The sequence below is a fragment of the Streptomyces sp. NPDC056883 genome (genome assembly GCF_042788835.1).
Taxonomy (GTDB): Bacteria; Actinomycetota; Actinomycetes; order Streptomycetales; family Streptomycetaceae; genus Streptomyces; species Streptomyces stoeckheimensis.
In genome coordinates, this window is record NZ_JBHUBS010000010.1 from 1 (window position 1) to 18,631 (window position 18,631).

Genomic DNA, 18,631 nt, shown 5'->3' on the forward strand with positions numbered 1-18,631 from the left:
TCGCCGCACTGCCGGGTCACCCGAGTACGTCCAGTACGCGGGAGACCCGGCAGCGCGGCGAGGCACGGCACCGGACGACGCGGGCCTGACCGGCAGGATCCGAAAGAGACGGCCTAGGCGCTGCCTCCCGGGCTCGGGACGTCGCGATCCGCCGAAGGGTCGATTCACCGAAGGGGAGGCCCCCATGGGCTCCGTTCAACGCAAACTCCTGGCCGTGGCCGCCGCGTGCGCGCTCGCCGCCACCACCGGGGCCGCCGCATCGGCCGGCTCCACGTCGACGGCCCCGCCCGCGCGGGCGTCCGGGGCGGGGCCGCTGGACGGGATGCGGATCCTCATCTCCAACGACGACGGCATCCAGGCCGCCAAGCCCAACCACTCCGACGGACTCGGCGCCTACGAGATGCGCCGCGCACTCTGCGCCGCCGGAGCCGACGTCGTGGTCATGGCACCGTGGCAGGTGCAGAGCGGGCGCGGAACCGCCGTCACCAACCACGGCGTACTGACCGTCCAGCAGCGGGAGCGGATGCCGGCCGGCTACGAGAACGACTGCGCGGGCGCACCCTCGGGCGCCCCGGTCTTCGGCGTCTGCCTGGCGGACGGCCCCTGCGGCCCCGACACACCGAGCGCGACCCCCGCCGACACCGTCAAACTGGCCCTGCGCGGCGGACTCGCCGCCAAGGCGGGCTGGAGCGGCGCCCCCGACCTGGTGGTCACCGGCATCAACTCCGGCCTCAACGTGAGCTCTTCGGTCAACGACTCCGGCACCGTCGGAGCCGCCATCGCCGCCATCGACATCGGCGTCCCGGCCGTGGCCTTCAGCGCCTCCGCGAACGCGGACATGAGCACGCACCCCGTGGAGAACTACCGGGCCACCGCCCGGTTCGGCGCGGAGTTCCTCGCCGGACTGAAGGAACACCGGCTGCTCACCGACGCGTTCGCCCTCAAGGTGGACCACCCCGACATCAGCGCGGGCGCGCAGGCCCGGCCGCCGGTCTGTACCCGGGTCGGCTCCGGCGCGTACGCCTACCACGGCTACGTACGGAAGGGCGCCGGGGACGGCTTCGACATCGCCCTCGGCGACTGCGCGTCGGCGAACCCCGGCAGCGCGGAATGCGTGGAAGGCCGCCCGGACGCCGACTCCACGGCAGCCCTCGGCGGCGCCGTCTCGGTCACCGCCGTCACCTCGGACCGTACGTACGGCACCACGGTCGACGCGAAGAAGCAGCTGAAGAAGACCGAGCAGTACGTGAAGAAGTCCGCCCCCCGCTCCTGAGCCCCACGTGCGCGTCAGATCCACGCGCACGTCAGATCCACGCGTCACGCGTCACCAGCCACGAGCCACGAGAACGGAACGCCCCATGAAGATGGTCATCGCGCGGGACTACGCGGACCTCAGCCGCACCGCTGCCGACATCGTCCTCGGCGAGATGCTGCACGACCGGCGGGTCAACATGGCCCTCACCGCGGGCGCCAGCCCCGCGGGCACGTACGAGATCGTCACCGAGCGGCTGCGCGGGAACCCCGGTGCCTTCTCCGACGTGCACTTCTACACCTTCGACGAGGTGCCGCTCGCCGGGAGGGAGCGCGGACTGACCCTCTCCGCGCTGTACGAGCACCTCTACGGGCCCGGTGGAGTGCCGGAGGCCAACATCCACCCGCTCACGGTCGCCGATCACGCGTCCGTGGCCCGGGAGCTGCACGGGAACGGCGGGCTGGACCTGATGCTCATCGGGCTCGGCGCGGACGGCCACTTCTGCGGCAACATGCCGTACGCCACCCGCTTCGACCAGGAGACCTACACCTACGAGCTCAAGGACTCCTATCCCTGGTACGAGGACGCCCTGCGGCTGCTGCCCGACCCCACGGAGGTCCCCTCGCACGTGGTGACGATGGGGGCGGCCATGCTCGCCAAGGTGCGGCGCCTCGTGCTGATCGTGAGCGGCGCCGCCAAGGCGGACGCCCTCGCCGGCATGCTGGAGCGGGAGATCTCGACCGACTTCCCGGCAACGATCCTGCGCACGCACCCCAACCTCGTCGTCGTCGCCGACCGGGAGGCGGCGTCGAGGCTGGGCTGACCCGGTGGCGAGGGGCGGATCCCGGGTGGTCCGGGGTCCGCCCTCGGGGCTCCTTCAGAACCAGGTGAGGGTGAGGGGGAAGGTGGTGGTGGCGGTGGCCGGGGTGGTGTCGGTGGCGGTGGCGGTGATCTGGATGGTTCCGGTGGCCCAGGGTTTGCCGGTGATGCGGCCGGTGTTGGCGTCGAGGGTCAGGCCCCAGGGGAGTCCGGTGGCGGTGTAGCGGACGGGAGGCTTTCCGCCGGTGGTGGTGAGCTGGATGGTGCAGTTCTGGTTGAACTTGCAGCTCTGCGGGCCGGGGCTGACCAGCTTCAGCTCGGCCGAGGTCGGAGTGGGGGTCGGGGTGGGCGTGGGAGTCGGTGTCGGGGTGGGGGTGGGCGTCGGGGTGGGTGTCGGCGTCGGTGTGCCGCCGCAGCCCGGTGTGGCCTCCGGGGGCAGCGGGACGCGCCAGATCTGGGTGTCGTTCTCCGAGCCGACGAGCAGACTGGTGCAGTCGAGGTACGTCACCGTCTCGCCCTGCGACTGCGCGGGCAGGGCCACGTCCGCGAGCTTGGTGCCCGCGGTGTCGTACACCGAGGCCGTGTTGGCCCCCATCGGCCCGCCGCTGCGCAGGGTGTACGAGGCCCCCGAGGGCGAGAACGCGCCGTCGGTGGCGAAGACCGGGCCCGGCCGGACGGCGGTCAGGGTGCTCAGCTGCCCGGGGACCGGTGACAGCGGCGCCTGGTACAACTGGCCTGCCGCTCCGATGAGTTTGCTCGCGATGTGGATCCGGCCGGTGACGGGGTCGGTGAGCAGGGATTCGGCGTCGTGCCTCCCGTCGGGGTAGGAGAAGCGGTACGTCACGGGCGTCACCGAGGCGTTGGCGAGCTGGTCGGGCTCGGTGAAGGAGTGCACGGTGATCTCGGCGCGATTGCCGAAGTTGTCTCCGATGTCGCCGACCAGGATCGCGGGGCGGCCCGAGGAGTCCTTGCCGATGGCCAGCCCCTCCCAGTCGGTGTTGCCGACCCCCGAGACCGTGTACGTGGCCTTGAGCTGGCCGGTGGCGCCGTTGCAGTCGATGGCGAAGACCTGGTTGGTGTTCCCGCTGTCGTTGACGGCGTAGAAGACGCCGGGGTGTTTGCGGCTCATGGCGAGCCCGCTGAGCTCGGCCAGCCCTCCGGGGAGGGTGCACTTGCGCTCGGGAGCGGCGGCAGCAGCGCCCGCGCCGGACAGGGGCGCGGACAGGGGCGTCAGGACGGCCGCGTCGGCGGGACCGGCGGCCGGTCCGGTCAGCCAGGCCGCGGCCGGCAGGGCCGTGGCGAGGACCGCGGTGGCGAGGGCGGCGGCGCGCGGGGGTGTGAGGAGTAGTCGTAACATGCCCACCATGTGAGGGGGACTCAGGTTCCGGCGCCAGGGTCAATCGGCCTCCCTTTGAGCATCGTTCAATGCCGGGCGGGCATGTCCGGCCGTCCGGAGGGGCCTCTGGCCGGCCCGCCCGGACGTGGCCCGCGCGGTCATCGGGAGGGCTCCCGTACGGGGGCCTTGTGCCGGGAGTGCGCGATGAAGGCGCGGGCCGCGCGGCTCAGCGGCCGACGGGCGTGCGCGATGCCCACCGGGCGCAGGAGGGGCGGGGTGAAGGAACGTACCTCCGCCCGGCTGCCGAAGGCCCTGGCGACCACGTCGCGGTACCAGATGAGGGAGCCCCGGCCGTCGGTCACCCCGGTCACCCAGCCGAGGCGTTCGTCCACCTCCATGCAGGGCACCGGCCGCACGCCCAGACAGCTGAACATGGCCTCCATCTCGGTGCGCCGGCCGGTCCCGGGCGTGGGCAGCACCATCGGGAGCCCGTCGAGCGCGCGGAACGGCAGCGGGTCGGGCAGTGCGGACCCCACGGGGGAGATGAGCACCACCTCGCGCTCCTGGATGAAGTGGGTGGAGAGCTCCTGGTCGAGGGGGAGGTCGACGAGGGCCAACTCCGCCCGCCCCTGAGTGAGTTCCTGGACCACCGCCTCGCGGCTGTCGTACTGGTGGAGTCTCACGTCGAGGCCGGGGTGCCGCTCCGTGAAGGTGTGGATGAGCTCGGAGGCCAGGTCGAGGGCCAGGGTGGGGGTGGTGACCAGGGACAGGGCGGCCCTGGCGCCCAGTCCGTGGGGGGTGCCGATGTCGTCGATGGCCTCCACCGCGTCGAGCACGGTGCGGGCCAGCCGGACGACCCGGGCCCCTTCCGGTGTGAGGTCCACCCCCCTTCCCCGGCGGGCGAGGAGATCGACCCCGAGGTCGCGTTCCATGGCCTGGACGGCTCGGGACAGGGCGGACTGGGCGACGAAGACGGAGGCGGCCGCGCCGGTGATGGAACGGCAGTCGGCGACGGCGACGAGGTAGCGGAGCTGGGCGAGGGTGGGGGTCATGACCGGACGGTAACCGGGCAAGGGTGTACCTGTAAGACCGCGTCGGGTGAACAACCGTCAGACTTCGCAAAGGTGCTCATGCCGGACCGGTGACAACTCATACCCATGCGGCATGAGCCCGCGCCGATGCGGAACGACGGCCGGTGGTCCGAAGGCGGACCGATCGGGCACGACACCGCAGGTCACGGCCTCGGCGGGAGTGCGCCGACGCCATGTACGGGGGGCCGTCGGAGTGGGTGGGGGCCGTCCGGGGCGCGAAGTGAACGGCGCCGCAACACCGTTGACAGTGCAGGGCCGTCACCGCACGATGCATCCCGGCAACAGGGAATTTGACCACTGCTCAACCCTGTCCCCGCCGGATCGCCCGGCCGTTTCGCGGATCGCCCACCTCGGATCCCCCAGCGGGAGGGCGTGTCGTCCGCCGTCCTTCCCGCACACCTGCTGTCGCCTCCCCCGTCTTCCGTCCCGCACTGCGCCATGTCACACAGCACTGGAAGAGGAGCGTCCGTGTCCCCCCAGCCCGAGCCGTCCCCCCAGCCCTTGCGCGCCCTTCCGCCCCGGCCGTCCCCGCCGGGGGAGCGGAGCGAGCCGTCGTCCTCCGAGCTGCCCGATCCGTCGGCTTCGGCCCGGCCGCCCGGGCAGCCCCGGCAGCCCGGGCGGCTCCGCGCCGGCGACCGCGACCTGGTCGTCGCGGTCAGCCCGTTCGAGGAGCCCAACCCGCGGATCGTCACCGCCGCCGAGCGCGCCGGCGCCCTGGGCCTGCTCGACCTCGGCCGGGACTCCGGGTCCGCGCGACGCGCCATGGCCGAGATCGCGCGGCGCCTCGGAGCCGGCCGCTACGGAGTACGGGTGCCCGCGGGCTGCCCCGTATCGCCCGGGGAGCTGCCGGCCGAGGTGGACACCGTGCTGCTCGCCGACCCCGCGCAGCACACCCCGGACGGGGTGGCCGGCTGGGCGGCCGCCGCCGGACGGCCCCGGGTGTGGGCCGAGATCACCGATCCGGCCGAGGCCCTGGCCGCGACGGCCGCCGGGGTGGAGGCACTCGTGGCCAAGGGGCACGAGGCGGGCGGCCGGGTGGGCGGGACCACCACCTTCGTGCTCCTCCAACAGCTGCTCGCGGACCCCGCGTTCGGACTGCCCGTACGGGCCTGCGGCGGGATCGGGCCGCACACCGCGGCCGCGGCCGTCGCGGGCGGAGCCGCCGGGGTGGTGGTCGACGTACAACTGGCCCTCACGCCCGAGGGGGAAGCCGGGCTGCCCGCCGAAGTGGCCGCGGCCGTACGGGCCATGGACGGCTCCGAGACCAGACTGCTGCGGGGCCACCGGGTGTACGCGCGCCCCGACCTGACCCCGCCGCAGGGCCCGGTCGCCCCCCTGCTCGGTGCCCGGGACCTGCGCACGCAGCTGCTCCCGGTCGGGCAGGACGGGGCCTCGGCGGCCCGGCTGGCCGCCCGCCACCGGACGACCGGAGGCATCCTCCAGGGCATCCGGTCGGCCGTCGCGGGACACCTGGCGGCCGTCGTACGGGCCCGGCCGCTGGGGGGCGGCCACGGCCCGGGGCGACCGCTCCCGGTGGCGCAGGGGCCGATGACCCGGGTCAGCGACCAGGCGGCCTTCGCCGAAGCGGTGGCCGCCGGGGGCGGGGTCCCCTATCTGGCGCTCGCGGTCATGGAGGGGCCGCAGGTGCGCCGGCTCCTCGCCGAGACCGCCGAACGGCTCGGCGAGCGGCCCTGGGGGGTGGGCATGCTCGGCTTCGCCCCGGCCGAGCTGCGGGCCGAGCAGCTCGAGGCCGTCGCCGAGGTGCGTCCGCCGTACGCGATCATCGCGGGCGGCACCCCGGGGCAGGCGGCCCCGCTGGAGGCCGCCGGGACCCGAACCCATCTGCACGTGCCCTCGCCGGGCCTGCTGGAGCGGTATCTCGCCGACGGGGCACGGCGGTTCGTGTTCGAAGGGCTGGAATGCGGGGGCCACGTCGGGCCGCGCGCCTCGTTCCCGCTGTGGGAGGAGCAGATCGAGCTGCTGCTCGCCTGCCCCGAACCGGCCGCCCTGGACGTGCTGTTCGCCGGCGGGATCCACGACGCCCGCTCCGCCGCGATGGCTGCCGCCGCGGCGGCCCCGCTGGCCGAACGGGGTGCGCGCGTCGGGTTGCTCATGGGCACCGCCTACCTCTTCACCGAGGAGGCGGTGGCGGCGGGCGCGGTCCTTCCCCGCTTCCAGCGGGCGGCGCTGGAGTGCGCGGACACCGTGCTGCTGCACACCGCGCCCGGACACGCCACCCGCTGCGCGGTCACCCCCTACGTGGACACCTTCGAGGCCACCCGGCAGCGGCTCGCCGAGGGCGGCGCCGAGCCGCGCGAGGTGTGGGAGGAGCTGGAGCGGCTCAACCTGGGGAGGCTCCGGATCGCCAGCAAGGGACTGCGCCGCGGGGCCGAGGGCGACGGGCTGGAGTCCGTGGACGAGGAACAGCAGGGCTCCGAGGGGCTGTTCATGCTCGGACAGGCCGCCACCCTGCGCTCCGGGACCACCACGGTCGCCGCCCTGCACGCCGAAGTCACCGAAGGTGCCACCGAGTTGCTCGACCGGCGGGCCCGGGAACTCGCCGGTCGGCAGCCCGAGGGCGATCGGGCGGCCGCGACGGCCGGCGCCTGGGGCGTCGCGCGGCCCGATCCGCTGGACGTCGCCGTCGTCGGCATGGCCTGCGCCTACCCCGGCGCACCGGACCTCGCCGCCTACTGGGCGCGGATCCTGGACGGGAGCGACGCCGTGACCGAGGTCCCGGCCGAACGCTGGGATACCGAACTGCACTTCGACGCCGACCCGGCACGGGCCGGGGAACGCACCCCGTCCCGCTGGGGCGGCTTCCTCGGTCCGATGCCCTTCGACGCCCTCGCGCACGGCATCCCGCCGGCCTCGCTGGCCGGGATCGAGCCGGTGCAACTGCTCGCCCTGGAGATCTCGGCGCGGGCCCTGGCGGACGCCGGGTACGGCAAGGACCGGGAGTTCGACCGGTCCCGGACCTCGGTCGTGTTCGGCGCGGAGGCCGGCACCGAGCTGGCGGGCGCGTACGGGCTGCGCGCCCTGTACCCCGGATACCTGGGCGAGCTCCCTCCCGAACTGGACGAACAGCTCCCGCGGCTCACCGAGGACTCCTTCCCCGGGGTGCTCGCCAACGTCATCGCGGGCCGGGTCGCCAACCGGCTGGACCTCGGCGGCGCGAACTGCACCGTCGACGCCGCATGCGCCTCCTCGTTGGCCGCGCTCGACCTCGCCTGTCGCCAACTGCGCGACAAGGACAGCGACATGGTGCTGTGCGGCGGCGCCGACGTCCACAACGGCATCAACGACTACCTGCTGTTCTCCTCCGTCCGCGCACTGTCCCCGGCGGGCCGCTGCCGCCCCTTCGACGCGGCCGCCGACGGGATCGCCCTCGGGGAGGGGGTGGGCGCCCTGGTGCTGAAGCGGCTCGCGGACGCGGAACGGGACGGCGACCGGGTCTACGCCGTGATCAAGGCGGTCGGAGCGGCCAGCGACGGACGCTCCCTCGGCCTGACCGCACCCCGGCCGGAGGGGCAGCGCAGGGCCCTGGACCGGGCCTACGAACGGGCCGGGATCAGCCCCGCCGAGGTCGGCCTGATCGAGGCGCACGGCACCGGCACCGTGGTCGGCGACACCACCGAACTGGCCGTACTGACCTCCCTGTTCACCGAGTCGGGCGCCGCTCCCGGAGGCTGCGCGCTGGGGTCGGTGAAATCCCAGATCGGGCACACCAAGTGTGCGGCCGGGCTGGCCGGACTGATCAAGGCGGTCCGGGCGGTCCACTCGGGCGTACGGCCGCCCACCCTGCACCTCGACGCACCGGTCCCCGCCTGGAACGCGGAGAGCAGCCCCTTCACCTTCGACACCGGCGCCCGGCCGTGGGCGGTGCCCGCCGAGCGACGGATCGCCGGAGTCAGCGCCTTCGGCTTCGGCGGCACGAACTACCACGCGGTGCTGACCGGTTACGCGGGAGCCGAGGAGCCCCGGCACGGACAGGAGGAATGGCCGGCCGAACTGTTCTGCTTCCGCGGCGAGGACCGGCGTGCCGCGGGCCGGGCGATGGCCCGACTGGCGGCCCGGCTGGAGGAGAACGACGCGGCCGGGCGCCCGTGGGCGCTGCGGGACCTCGCGGCCGAGGCCTCGGCCGGCACCGGCGCCGTACGGGTCGCGGTCGTCGCCGCCGAACTGGACGAGCTCGCGGCCCGGCTGGAGCGGGCGCGGGCCTTCACCCCGGGCGAGGGCGTCCACGTACGGGAGGAATCGGCGGAGCCCGGGCAGGTGGCCTTCCTCTTCCCCGGTCAGGGCAGTCAACGCCCCGGGATGTTCGGAGAGTTGTTCACCGCCTTCCCCCGGCTGCGGGAACTCCTCGACGCGGCGCCGCGCACGGTGGTCTCCGCGATGTTCCCCCCGGCGGCGTTCACCGCGCAGGGGCGGACCGCCCAGCGGGCCGCGGTCACCGACACCCGGGTCGCCCAGCCGGCCCTCGGGCTGGCGGGCTCGGCAGCGCACCTGCTGCTCGGGGAGTTGGGCGTACGCCCGGACTGCGTCGCCGGGCACTCGTACGGAGAACTCACCGCACTATGGGCGGCGGGGGTGTGGGACCAGGAGAGCCTGCTCCGGCTGAGCGCGCGCCGGGCCGAAGCCATCGTCGCGGCCGCCGGGACGGATCCGGGCTCGATGGCGGCGGTGACGGCCGCGCCGGAGGAGGTGCGAGAGATCGCCGCACGGGCCGGGTGCGTGATCGCGAACCACAACGCACCCCGGCAGTGCGTGATTTCGGGGCCTGCCGCCGCCGTGGCCGAGGCGGTGACCGCCCTGCGGGACGCGGGACTGTCGGCGTCCCCGCTCCCCGTCGCCTGCGCCTTCCACAGCGAGGTCGTCGCGGGGGCGGCCACGGCCCTGGCCGAGGAACTCGCCGGGACGGAACTGGCCGACGCGGCCGTCCCGGTCTGGTCGAACACGACGGCCGGCCCCTACCCGGCGACCGCCGATGCGGTACGGGACCTGGTGGCCCGTCAGGTCGCCGAGCCGGTCCGGTTCGTGGAGCAGGTGGAACACATGTACGCGGCCGGAGTACGGACCTTCGTGGAAGCCGGGCCGGGCCGCGTCCTGTCCGGCCTGGTCGGCCGCATCCTGCGCGACCGGCCGCACACGGTGGTGCCGCTGGACGTGCCGGGCGAGCACGGGCTGCTCCGCCTGGTCACGGCGCTGGCGGAACTGGCGGCGGCCGGCGTGCCGGTGGCGCCGGAAGCCCTGTTCCGCGGCCGCACCCGACGGCTCCCCGAGCGCGCTCCGCGCCGCCCGGGCTGGCTGGTCGACGGCCACCTGGTCCGCACCCGGGACGGCAACCCCGTCCCCGGCGGCCTCCGCCCGGCCCGCCGGGTCCACGTCGCGGTATCCGAAGGAAAGGGAGCCCACCAGATGACACAGCCGATGAACGGCACCGAACCGGCGAAGGGCGCCGGCGACCCGGGGGCCGGGGGGAACGGGGTGCCCGACGCGTGGGGCTCGGCCGGGACCCCCGCCCGGGAGGGGGTCCCGGTGGCCGCGCACGAGAACGGCCGCTTCGTGAGCAACGGGCACGGCGCGGCCCCGGGCGCAGGCGGGCCTTGGCTGCCGGGTGCGGGCGCCGGCGCGGGTGGGGGTTCCGGTCCCGTGGGGAGCAGCGGTCCGGCAGGGGGCGGGCACTGGCTGCCGCGCGGGGGCCCGGGTGTGGGTTCCGGTCCGCTGGGGGGCTCGACGGGCGGGCCCGGGGACGCGTCGAACGGCCGGGCCGGGCTTCCGGTGGCCGGTTCCGTCGGCCGGGGTGGGGACGGCCAACAGCTCCGGACCGCGAACGGCTCCCTCGGCGCGGGCCTCGAGCCGCTGCCGGGCCCGCCCGCGTGGGCGGTCGCGGGCTCCGGCCACCCGGCCGAGCACGCTGCGCCTGCTCCGGCCGACCGCCGTGAGGAGGCGGTCCTGGAGTACCTCCGGGGCTCGCGCGAACTGGTACAGGCGCAGCGGGACGTGATGATGGGCTACCTGGCCTCGACGGCACCGCCGTGGACCGGATCCGACCCGGTCGTACCCGGGTACCGCACGGCCACCGGCCCGGCCGCCGCGATCCGGCCCTCCACCTCCGGCGCCCTCCACGGCCACGAGGGACCGCAGGGGGCGGGTGGAGCCCCGGGGATGCTCCCGAGCGCGGCTCCGGCTGCCCTCCGGGCCGAGCCCCGGCCGGACGGCCAAGGCCTGCCGGGGGGTGCCGATGGCGCCTGGTCCGGGTCCGCAGTCGGTGCGGACCACGGCGTCGGCCCCGCCTACTGGGCCGGTGCCGGACCGGACGACCGAGGCATGCAGGGGGGACCGGTCCATGGCGTGGCTCCGACGGGTCCCGTGCGCGGCGCCGGGGACGCCGGCCCGTGGCCGACGGCCGCCGAGGGCGGGGGTTGGGGTGCCGGACAGCCCGGCGGCCCCCGGGCGTTCGCGGACGCAGCCGCTCCGTATGCACGGGCGGAGTCCGGGCCCGACGGCGCGGGCCTGGCCGGAGGTACCGACGCCGCCTGGTCCGCCACCCACGGCGGAGACGCGGCCCCGGTCCCCGGCGGAGCCGGCCCGTGGCCGGCCCACGTCGGGGCTGCCGAACCCGGGATCCCGGGTTCGGGCATGCCCGGCGGCATGGCCCCGGGCGTCGGGACGCTCGGCGGCGGGTTCCAGGGTTCCGGGTTCGCCGGCGGCGTGGCCGCAGATCCGGGGATGCCCGGCGGCATTGCCCCGGGCGGCGGGGCGCCCGGTGGCGCGTTCCCGGGCTCCGGGTTCGCCGGCGGCGTGGCGGTAGATGCGGGGATGCCGGGTGGCGCGGCCTCGGGGGTGGGGATGCCGGGTGGCGCGGTCTCGGGTTCCGGGATGCCCGGTGGTGCGGCCGCAGGTGCGGGGGCGCCCGCCGGGGCGGTCTCGGGGGGTGGTCTGCCCGGGGGTGACGGTCGGGGTTCTGTGGGCGGGGACGCGGGCCTTGGGGGGCCGCCTTCCTCCGAGGAAGTGATGGACGTGATCGTGGAGATCGTCCACACCCGGACCGGATACCCCCGGGACATGCTCGCTCCCGAGCTGGACCTGGAGGCGGACCTGTCCATCGACTCCATCAAGCGGGTCGAGATCATCGGCGCCCTGGCCGACCGGATCGGTCTGCCCCAAGACCCGGGCGGCTCCGCCGAGTCCGCGATCGAGGAGCTGTCCCGGATCAAGACCCTGCGCGGCATCGTGGACTGGGTCTCCGGCCACACCGCCCACCCGGAGGCCCCCGCCGCTGAAGCGGGGGCCGCGGCAACGGCCCCGCCCGCGCTCGACCGCCTCCGGGTGGACCTGCAGACGCTGCCGCCCGCCCCCGGGGACCCGGAGGTCCTGCGGGGTCTGCGGATCGGGGTCGTCGGGGACCTCGGAGACGGCCAGGGCGTCGGGCCCGCGGTCGCAGGCGCCCTCCGGGCCCGGGGGGTGGACGTACGGCAACTAGCCCAGGCCGAAGCCGGGTTCGACGCCGTCCTCGACCTGTCCGCCCTGCGGCCGGGAGCGCCGCCCGTCCTGCCCGAGGCCTTTCCCGGGCTGCAACGGGCCCTCACCGGCGGTGTGCACCGGCTCCTCCTGGTCACCGCCCGGGGCGAGTCCGCCGGAGCGGGAGTGCACGGCTTCGCCCGCAGCGCCTCCCTCGAATACCCCGGCCGGCTGATCCGCGCCGTGGAAGTCCACGCCAAGGAGGATCCCGAGCGGATCGCGGCGCAGCTCCTCGCCGAGCTGAGCTGCGAACCCGCCGAGCCCGCCGAACCGGCCCAACCGGCCGACGGCACCCCGCCCGTGGAGGCGCTCGCCTCCGTCGTCTACACCGCCGACGGCCTACGGGTCACCCCCCGGCCGGTCCCCGCACCGCTCGTCCCCGGCGACGGGACACCGCCCCTGGACGCAGGCTCGGTGGTCCTGCTCACCGGCGGGGCCCGCGGGATCACCGCACGGACCGCCCTGGCCCTCGCCACGGCCACCGGATGCCACGTAGAGCTCATGGGGCGTACCCCGCAACCCGCCGCCGAGTCGGATGAGTTCGGGCACGCGACCGACCGGGTCGCCCTGCGCGCCGCACTGATCGCCACCGGCCTGCGCACCCCCGCGGAGATCGAGGCCGCGGCCTCGCGGATCCTCGCCGAACGCGAGGTACGGGCCACCCTGGCCGCACTCGCGACCGTGGCCGCGTCCGTCGGCTACCACTGCGCGGACGTCACGGACGAGCAGGCGGTACGCGCCGTCGTGGCCGCCGTACGGGCCCGCCACGGCCGGCTGGACGGGATCGTGCACGGAGCCGGGATGCTGAGCGACGGACTGCTCCGGGACAAGCAACCCGCCGCCTTCGCCGAGGTGTTCACCACGAAGGTGGCCGGAGCCCGCCACCTCGCCGCCGCGGCGGCCGAGCACGGCGCGGCGCCCGCGCCCCGCTTCCTCGCCCTGTTCGGCAGCGTGGCGGGCGTGTACGGAAACCGGGGCCAGACCGACTACGCCGCCGCCAACGACGCCCTCGACGGCCTCGCGCACCTCTGGGCGGAGGACTTCCCGGGCCGGGTGCTGTCCGTCGACTGGGGTCCCTGGGCCGCAGAGGCGGGCGGGATGGTCAGCCCCGAACTGGCACGTGCGTACACCCGCCGCGGCATTCCGCTCATCGCCCCGGAGGAGGGCGGCGCGGCGTTCCTGGCCGAACTCGCACACGGGACCGACGTACAGGTGGTCCTGATGGCGGCCGAGGGGCGCGAGGGGCACGAGGGGAGTGAGCGGCGTGGCTGACCGCCATCGACAGAACCAGGCGCAGAGCCAGAGCCAGAGCCAGAGCCAGGGCAGGCCGCAGGGCCAGGGCGGCCGGCGGCATCACCGCGGCCCGCGGCCCACCGATGCGGCCATCGTCGGGATGGGCGCCGTGTTCCCGGGCGCCGCCGACCTCGCCGCGTACCGCCGCAACCTCCTGGCCGGTACGGACTGCATAGGCGACGTCCCGCCCGGGCGGTGGGACCCCGAGGTGTACTACGACCCGGACGGCGCCACCGGACCGGTATCCGGCGACCGGTTCTACTGCCGGCGCGGGGGCTTCGTGGACGGGCTCGCCGCCTTCGACCCGACCCGGTTCGGCATCATGCCGGCCACCGTGGAAGGAGCCGAACCGGACCAGATGCTCGCCCTGCAGGCCACGGCCGAGGCCATCGCCGACGCGGGGGGCGAAAGCCGCCTCCCGGCCGACCGCTCGCGGATCGGCATCGTGCTGGGGCGCGGCGGGTTCATGGGGGTGGCCACCGCCCGGCTGGATCAACGCGTGCGCACCGCACACCAGTTGGCGCACACCCTGCGGGAGCTCGCGCCCGAACTCGATGAGCGGCGGATCGCCGAGGTGCGCTCCGCCTTCCAGCAGGCCCTGGGCCCCGAACGGCCCGACGCGTCGATCGGACTCGTACCGAGCTTCACGGCCGCCCGGACCGCCAACCGGCTCGACTTCCACGGACCGGCGTACACCCTGGACGCGGCCTGCGCTTCCTCCCTGCTGGCGGTCGACCAGGCGGTGGGGCTGCTGGCCGGCGGGCGCTGCGACGTGGTGGTCGCCGGGGCCGTCCACCACTGCCACATCGCCACCCTGTGGAGCGTCTTCACGCAGCTGCGCGCCCTGAGCCCCAGCGAGCGGATCCGGCCCTTCGACCGGCGCGCCGACGGAACCCTGCTGTCCGAGGGCACCGGAGTGGTGCTGCTGAAGCGGCTGGCCGACGCGGAGCGCGACGGCGACCGGATCTACGCGGTGATCCGTGGCACCGGCGTGGCCGGGGATGGCAAGGCGGCGAGCCTGATGAGCCCGCTCGTCGCGGGCCAGGTGCGGGCGCTGGAACGGGCCTGGCGAGAGGCCGGTCTCGATCCGCGGGCGCCCGGCGCGCTGGGACTGCTGGAGGCGCACGGGACCGGGACCCCGGTGGGTGATGCCGCCGAACTGGACACTCTGGCCCAGGTGTTCGGACCCTCCGTGGGCGGCGGAACGGGGTCCGGGATCGACACCGGCCCGGACGCCGGGAACGCGATCGGCTTCGGCTCGGTGAAGTCGATGCTCGGCCACACCATGCAGGCCTCCGGCATGGCCGGGCTGATCAAGGCCGCGCTCGCGGTGCACGAGGGGGTGCTGCCGCCGACCCTGCACCTGGAGGAGCCGCACCCCGGCCTGGCCCGGACCCGGATGCGGCCGGTGACGGCGGCCCGGCCGTGGGAACGCGGGCCGGCGCCGCGCCGCGCCGGGGTGAACGCCTTCGGCTTCGGCGGCATCAACGCCCACGTGGTGCTGGAGGAGGCTCCCGGCGCCGCGCGCCGCGCCGCGTCCTCGAACCGGACGGCGCCCGCGCGACCGGCAGCCGCGCGACCGGCGCCCGCGCCCGTACGCCGGTTCCTGCCCCTGGGCGACCAGCCCGCGCCGATGGGGGCGCCCGCACGGGAGGAGGTGCTGCTGCTGGCGGCCTCCGACGCGACGGACCTGGCGGACCGGCTGGCGTCCGGATCCCCGGTGTCCGGCGGAGACGGGCCCTGCCGGCTCGCGGTCGTCGGTCCCACGCCCCAGCGGCTCGCGCTGGCCGCGAAGGTCGTGGCGCGCGGCCGGGCGTGGCGGGGGCGCGGTGAGGTGTGGTTCACGCCCGAGCCGCTGGGCGGCCGGCTGGCGTTCCTGTTCCCGGGCCTGGAGCCGGAGTTCGCCCCGGCGCTGGACGACGTCGCGGACCGGCTCGGGCTGGAGCGGCCCCGGCTGACCGGGGGCGAGGAGCTGACGGAACGCGCCCTGGACGCCATCGCCACGGGCCGCTTCCTCGCCCGGGCCCTGCCCGAAGTCGGGATCCGGGCCGAAGTGCTGGCGGGGCACAGCCTGGGGGAGTGGGCGGCGATGGTGACCGCCGGGATGTACCGGCAGGACGCGGCCGACACCTTCCTGGACTCGCTGCGCCCCGGATCGGTGAAGGTGCCGGACCTGGTCTACGCGGCGCTGGGATGCGGGACCCGCCGGGCGGAGGCCGCGCTGCACGGACTGGACGGGGTGGTGGTCAGCCATGACAACTGCCCCCACCAGTCGGTGATCTGCGGCGATCGCGCCGAAGTGGCCACGGTTGTGGACCGGTTGAAGGCCGAGGGCGTCCTCGGCCAGGAACTCCCCTTCCGCTCCGGCTTCCACACCCCCATGTGGGAGCCCTACCTCGGACAGGTCCGTGCCGCCTTCGCCCGACTGCCGCTCCAGCCCGGCACCTTGCCCGTCTGGTCGGCGACCACCTGCGGGCCGTTCCCTCCGGAGCCCGAGGCGGTGCGCGAGCTCGTGGTCCGCCATCTGTTGGAGCCGGTCCGGTTCCGCGAGCTGACGCTCCGGCTGTACGAGGACGCGGGCGTCCGCGGCTTCGTCACGCTGGGCCCGGGAAGCCTCCCGGGCTTCGTCGAGGACACCCTGCGCGACCGCCCCCACCTCGCGGTGGCGGCCTCCTCGCCCCGGCTCACTGGGCTCGCCGCCCTGCGGCGCACCTGCGCCGCCCTGTGGACCGAAGGGCACGCGCCGCGCTGGGACCGGCTGGCCCCCGATGCGCCGGGAGGTCCCGACCGGGCAGCCGCCGGACCACCGGCAGCGCCCGCGGCAGGGCGCAGCGTGCTCCTGGACCTCGGCTCGCCGCTGGTCCGCCTCGGCGAGGCCGCACGCACCACCCTCGCCGGCCTCCTCCCCCAAACCACCACCCGGCCGGCCAGTCCCGCCACCCCGCCGACACCCGCGGCCTCAACCCCGTCGGCCTTCGCCGCCTCAACCCCGTCGGCTCCCGCCGCCTCAACCCCGTCGGCTCCCGCCGCCTCAACCCTGTCGGCTCCAGCGGCCTCGACCCTCTCGGCCGCTCCAGCGGCCTCGACCCTCTCGGCTCCTGCCGCCTCGGCCCCTGCCGCCCCGCGCACCCCCGCCCCGCGCCCCCCAGGGTCCGCGGGCCCCCGGCCGGTCCTGCTCTCCGCCCTGGACGCGGCCCCCGCCGGAGCACCGGCCGAGCCGTACACCGCGCCGCGGAGCAAGCCGCACACCGCGCCGCAGGGCAAGCCGCACACCGCGAAGCAGCCCGCGCCGCACACCGCGGAGCGGCCCGACCACCGCCCCGGCGCCCGCTCCGGGAGTCACACCCTGCACCTCTCCCTCGCCGCGCTGCCCTACGTACGGGACCACTGCGTCTACCTGCAGCCCGAAGGCTGGCCGGAGGACTCCGACCGGTTCCCCGTCGTCCCCATGACGACCACGCTGGAGCTGGCGGCCGAAGCAGCGCTGCGGGACGCACCGCCGGGCCTGGCCGTCGTCGGCTACGAACGCGTACGGGCCCTGCGCTGGCTCCCCGTGGAGCCGGCCCTCGACGTGGAGGTCACCGTACGGCCCGCCGGACCGGGCCGCGTGCGCGTCACCCTCGGGGAGTACGCCGACGTGTTCGTGCTGCTCGGCGATCGCTACGCGCCCCTGCCCGGCCCCGACACCACCCCGCTGCGCGAACCCCGGCCGGCCCCGGTCAGCGCCGAGGCCCTCTACCGGGACCGGTGGATGTTCCACGGCCCCCGCTTCGCCGGGGTGCACGAGGTGCGGGCCGTCGCCGCGGACGGCATCCGCGGCGTGCTGCGGGCGCTGCCCGACCCGGGGGCGCTGCTCGATGCCGCCGGGCAGCTCTTCGGGCACTGGATGCAGCTGAAGCTCCCCGTGGACCGGCTGGTGTTCCCGGCCACCGTGGACGGCATCCGCTTCTCGGGGCCGCCGCCCGCCCCGTACGAGCTCGTCGGGGCCACGGCCCGGATCCGCGAGGTCCGCGATGTCACCGTGCGCGGGGACATCGAGCTGGTGCGGGCAGACGGCCGGGTCTGGGCCCGGATCGACGGCTGGACGTACCGCCGCTTCGGCGCCGACGAGCGGGTCTGGCCGATGAAGTTCACCCCGGAGGTCTGCGGCATCGGGGAACCCCGCCCCGAGGGCTGGTGCCTGGCCCGGCGCCGCTGGACCGACCCGGCCTCGCAGGAGCTGGTCATGCGCCGCTACCTCGGCGCCGCCGAGCGCGCGTCCTATGAGCGGCTCGCGCCGCGCGCCCGGGCGCCCTGGCTGTTGGGCCGGATCGCCGCCAAGGACGCGCTGCGCCACCTGCTCTGGGACGGCGGAGCCGGACCGGTCTTCCCGGCCGAGGTGCCGATCGGCAACGATGCGGCCGGGCGGCCCCTCGCCGGGGGAGCCCTGGCCGGGGGAGTCCGGCTGACGATCGCCCACAAGGACCGCATCGCCGTCGCCCTCGCCCACCCCGGCCTGCCGGTCGGCATCGACGTGGAGCAGGTGACCACCGACCCGGACGCGCTCATCCGCATCGCCCTGGCGCCGGGCGAACTCGGCCTCGCCGAGCGGCTGGCGGCCCGGGAGGGCACGGGACTGCCGGCCGCGCTCACCGCCCTCTGGTGCGCCAAGGAGGCGGCCGCCAAGGCCGCCGGGACCGGACTCGGAGGCCGCCCGCGCGACTGGCGGACCACCGGCGACCCGGACTCCGGCGAACTGCGCGTGCTCTCCCCGGAGGGGCACCCGTACCCGGTCCGCACCACCCTGCTCGCGGACTCGCCACTCGACCACCCCGACCCTCGTGGCCGGCCCGGCAATGCGGGCCACACCGGCAACACGGGCCACACCGGCCACACCGATCACTCCGGCCACGTCATCGCCTGGACTGACCGGCCGGCGACCCCGTCCCCCGTCCCCTTCCACCTCACGGAGACCAGTCATGGCAGCTGACATCCTCGCCGAGATCACCGGCATGCTCGTGGAGATCGTCGGTGACGAGCACCTCCTCGCGGACGAGGTCACGATGAAGACGACGTTCAACGAGGACCTCGCCCTGGAGAGCATCGAGTTCGTCGCCCTCGCCGAACTCCTCCACCACCGCTACGGCTCCGGCGTCGACCTGATGGGCTTCCTGTCCGAGAAGGACATGGACGGCATCCTCGCCATGTCCGTGGGCGAACTCGTCACGCACATCGGCCGGATCACCCACGCCTCCCTCACCCACACGACCCTCGCCCACACCCCCCTCACCCGCGTCTCGGCGGGAGCCGCCGCGACCGGATCGGACGGCTGATCCC

Annotated in this window: 7 protein-coding genes; 5 read left to right on the forward strand and 2 right to left on the reverse strand. The window is 75.6% G+C overall.

Translation table 11 applies throughout. The features are described 5' to 3' along the window. The first annotated feature begins 184 nt into the window (after positions 1-184). Both surE and ACFRU2_RS23605 read left to right on the forward strand, forming a co-directional pair. Positions 185-1,273, forward strand: coding sequence for a 5'/3'-nucleotidase SurE (surE, locus tag ACFRU2_RS23600; RefSeq protein WP_382975214.1), 1,089 nt, complete (start codon positions 185-187; stop codon positions 1,271-1,273). A gap of 85 nt (positions 1,274-1,358) precedes the next feature. After that, positions 1,359-2,075 carry a 6-phosphogluconolactonase gene (locus tag ACFRU2_RS23605; protein WP_382975216.1) on the forward strand — a complete coding sequence of 239 codons (717 nt, stop codon included), beginning with the start codon at positions 1,359-1,361 and terminating at the stop codon, positions 2,073-2,075. Positions 2,076-2,129: 54 nt separating this feature from the next. Here the strand turns inward: ACFRU2_RS23605 and ACFRU2_RS23610 are convergent, their stop codons facing one another. Next, entirely contained in the window at positions 2,130-3,428 is a 1,299-nt protein-coding gene (locus ACFRU2_RS23610) for a putative Ig domain-containing protein (RefSeq protein WP_382975218.1), read from the reverse strand. A 137-nt stretch (positions 3,429-3,565) separates the two neighbouring features. Further along, a complete protein-coding gene (locus ACFRU2_RS23615) occupies positions 3,566-4,459 on the reverse strand; it encodes a LysR family transcriptional regulator (RefSeq protein ID WP_382975220.1) in 894 nt (297 codons plus the stop codon). A gap of 507 nt (positions 4,460-4,966) precedes the next feature. Between ACFRU2_RS23615 and ACFRU2_RS23620 the strand changes: the two genes are divergently transcribed. Genes ACFRU2_RS23620 through ACFRU2_RS23630 form a run of 3 tightly spaced genes read left to right on the forward strand, consistent with a single transcriptional unit; the run spans position 4,967 to position 18,627 of the window. After that, positions 4,967-13,294: an SDR family NAD(P)-dependent oxidoreductase gene (locus ACFRU2_RS23620; protein ID WP_382975222.1), complete on the forward strand. Its 8,328-nt coding sequence runs from the start codon at positions 4,967-4,969 to the stop codon at positions 13,292-13,294. Next, positions 13,287-18,284: a beta-ketoacyl synthase N-terminal-like domain-containing protein gene (locus ACFRU2_RS23625; RefSeq protein ID WP_382975224.1), complete on the forward strand. Its 4,998-nt coding sequence runs from the start codon at positions 13,287-13,289 to the stop codon at positions 18,282-18,284. The genes ACFRU2_RS23620 and ACFRU2_RS23625 overlap by 8 nt, the downstream gene beginning before the upstream one ends. Then, on the forward strand, positions 18,274-18,627 hold the full coding sequence (locus ACFRU2_RS23630) for an acyl carrier protein (protein WP_382975226.1): 354 nt from the start codon (positions 18,274-18,276) through the stop codon (positions 18,625-18,627). Before ACFRU2_RS23625 ends, ACFRU2_RS23630 begins: the two co-directional genes overlap by 11 nt. The last annotated feature ends 4 nt before the right edge of the window (positions 18,628-18,631 follow it).

What these genes read in the sequence shown, in the direction of transcription:
- surE (WP_382975214.1), top strand. Translation starts at nt 185, where the DNA reads ATGGGCTCCGTTCAACGCAAACTCCTGGCCGTGGCCGCCGCGTGCGCG.
- ACFRU2_RS23605 (WP_382975216.1), top strand. Translation starts at nt 1,359, where the DNA reads ATGAAGATGGTCATCGCGCGGGACTACGCGGACCTCAGCCGCACCGCT.
- ACFRU2_RS23610 (WP_382975218.1), bottom strand. Translation starts at nt 3,428, where the DNA reads ATGTTACGACTACTCCTCACACCCCCGCGCGCCGCCGCCCTCGCCACC.
- ACFRU2_RS23615 (WP_382975220.1), bottom strand. Translation starts at nt 4,459, where the DNA reads ATGACCCCCACCCTCGCCCAGCTCCGCTACCTCGTCGCCGTCGCCGAC.
- ACFRU2_RS23630 (WP_382975226.1), top strand. Translation starts at nt 18,274, where the DNA reads ATGGCAGCTGACATCCTCGCCGAGATCACCGGCATGCTCGTGGAGATC.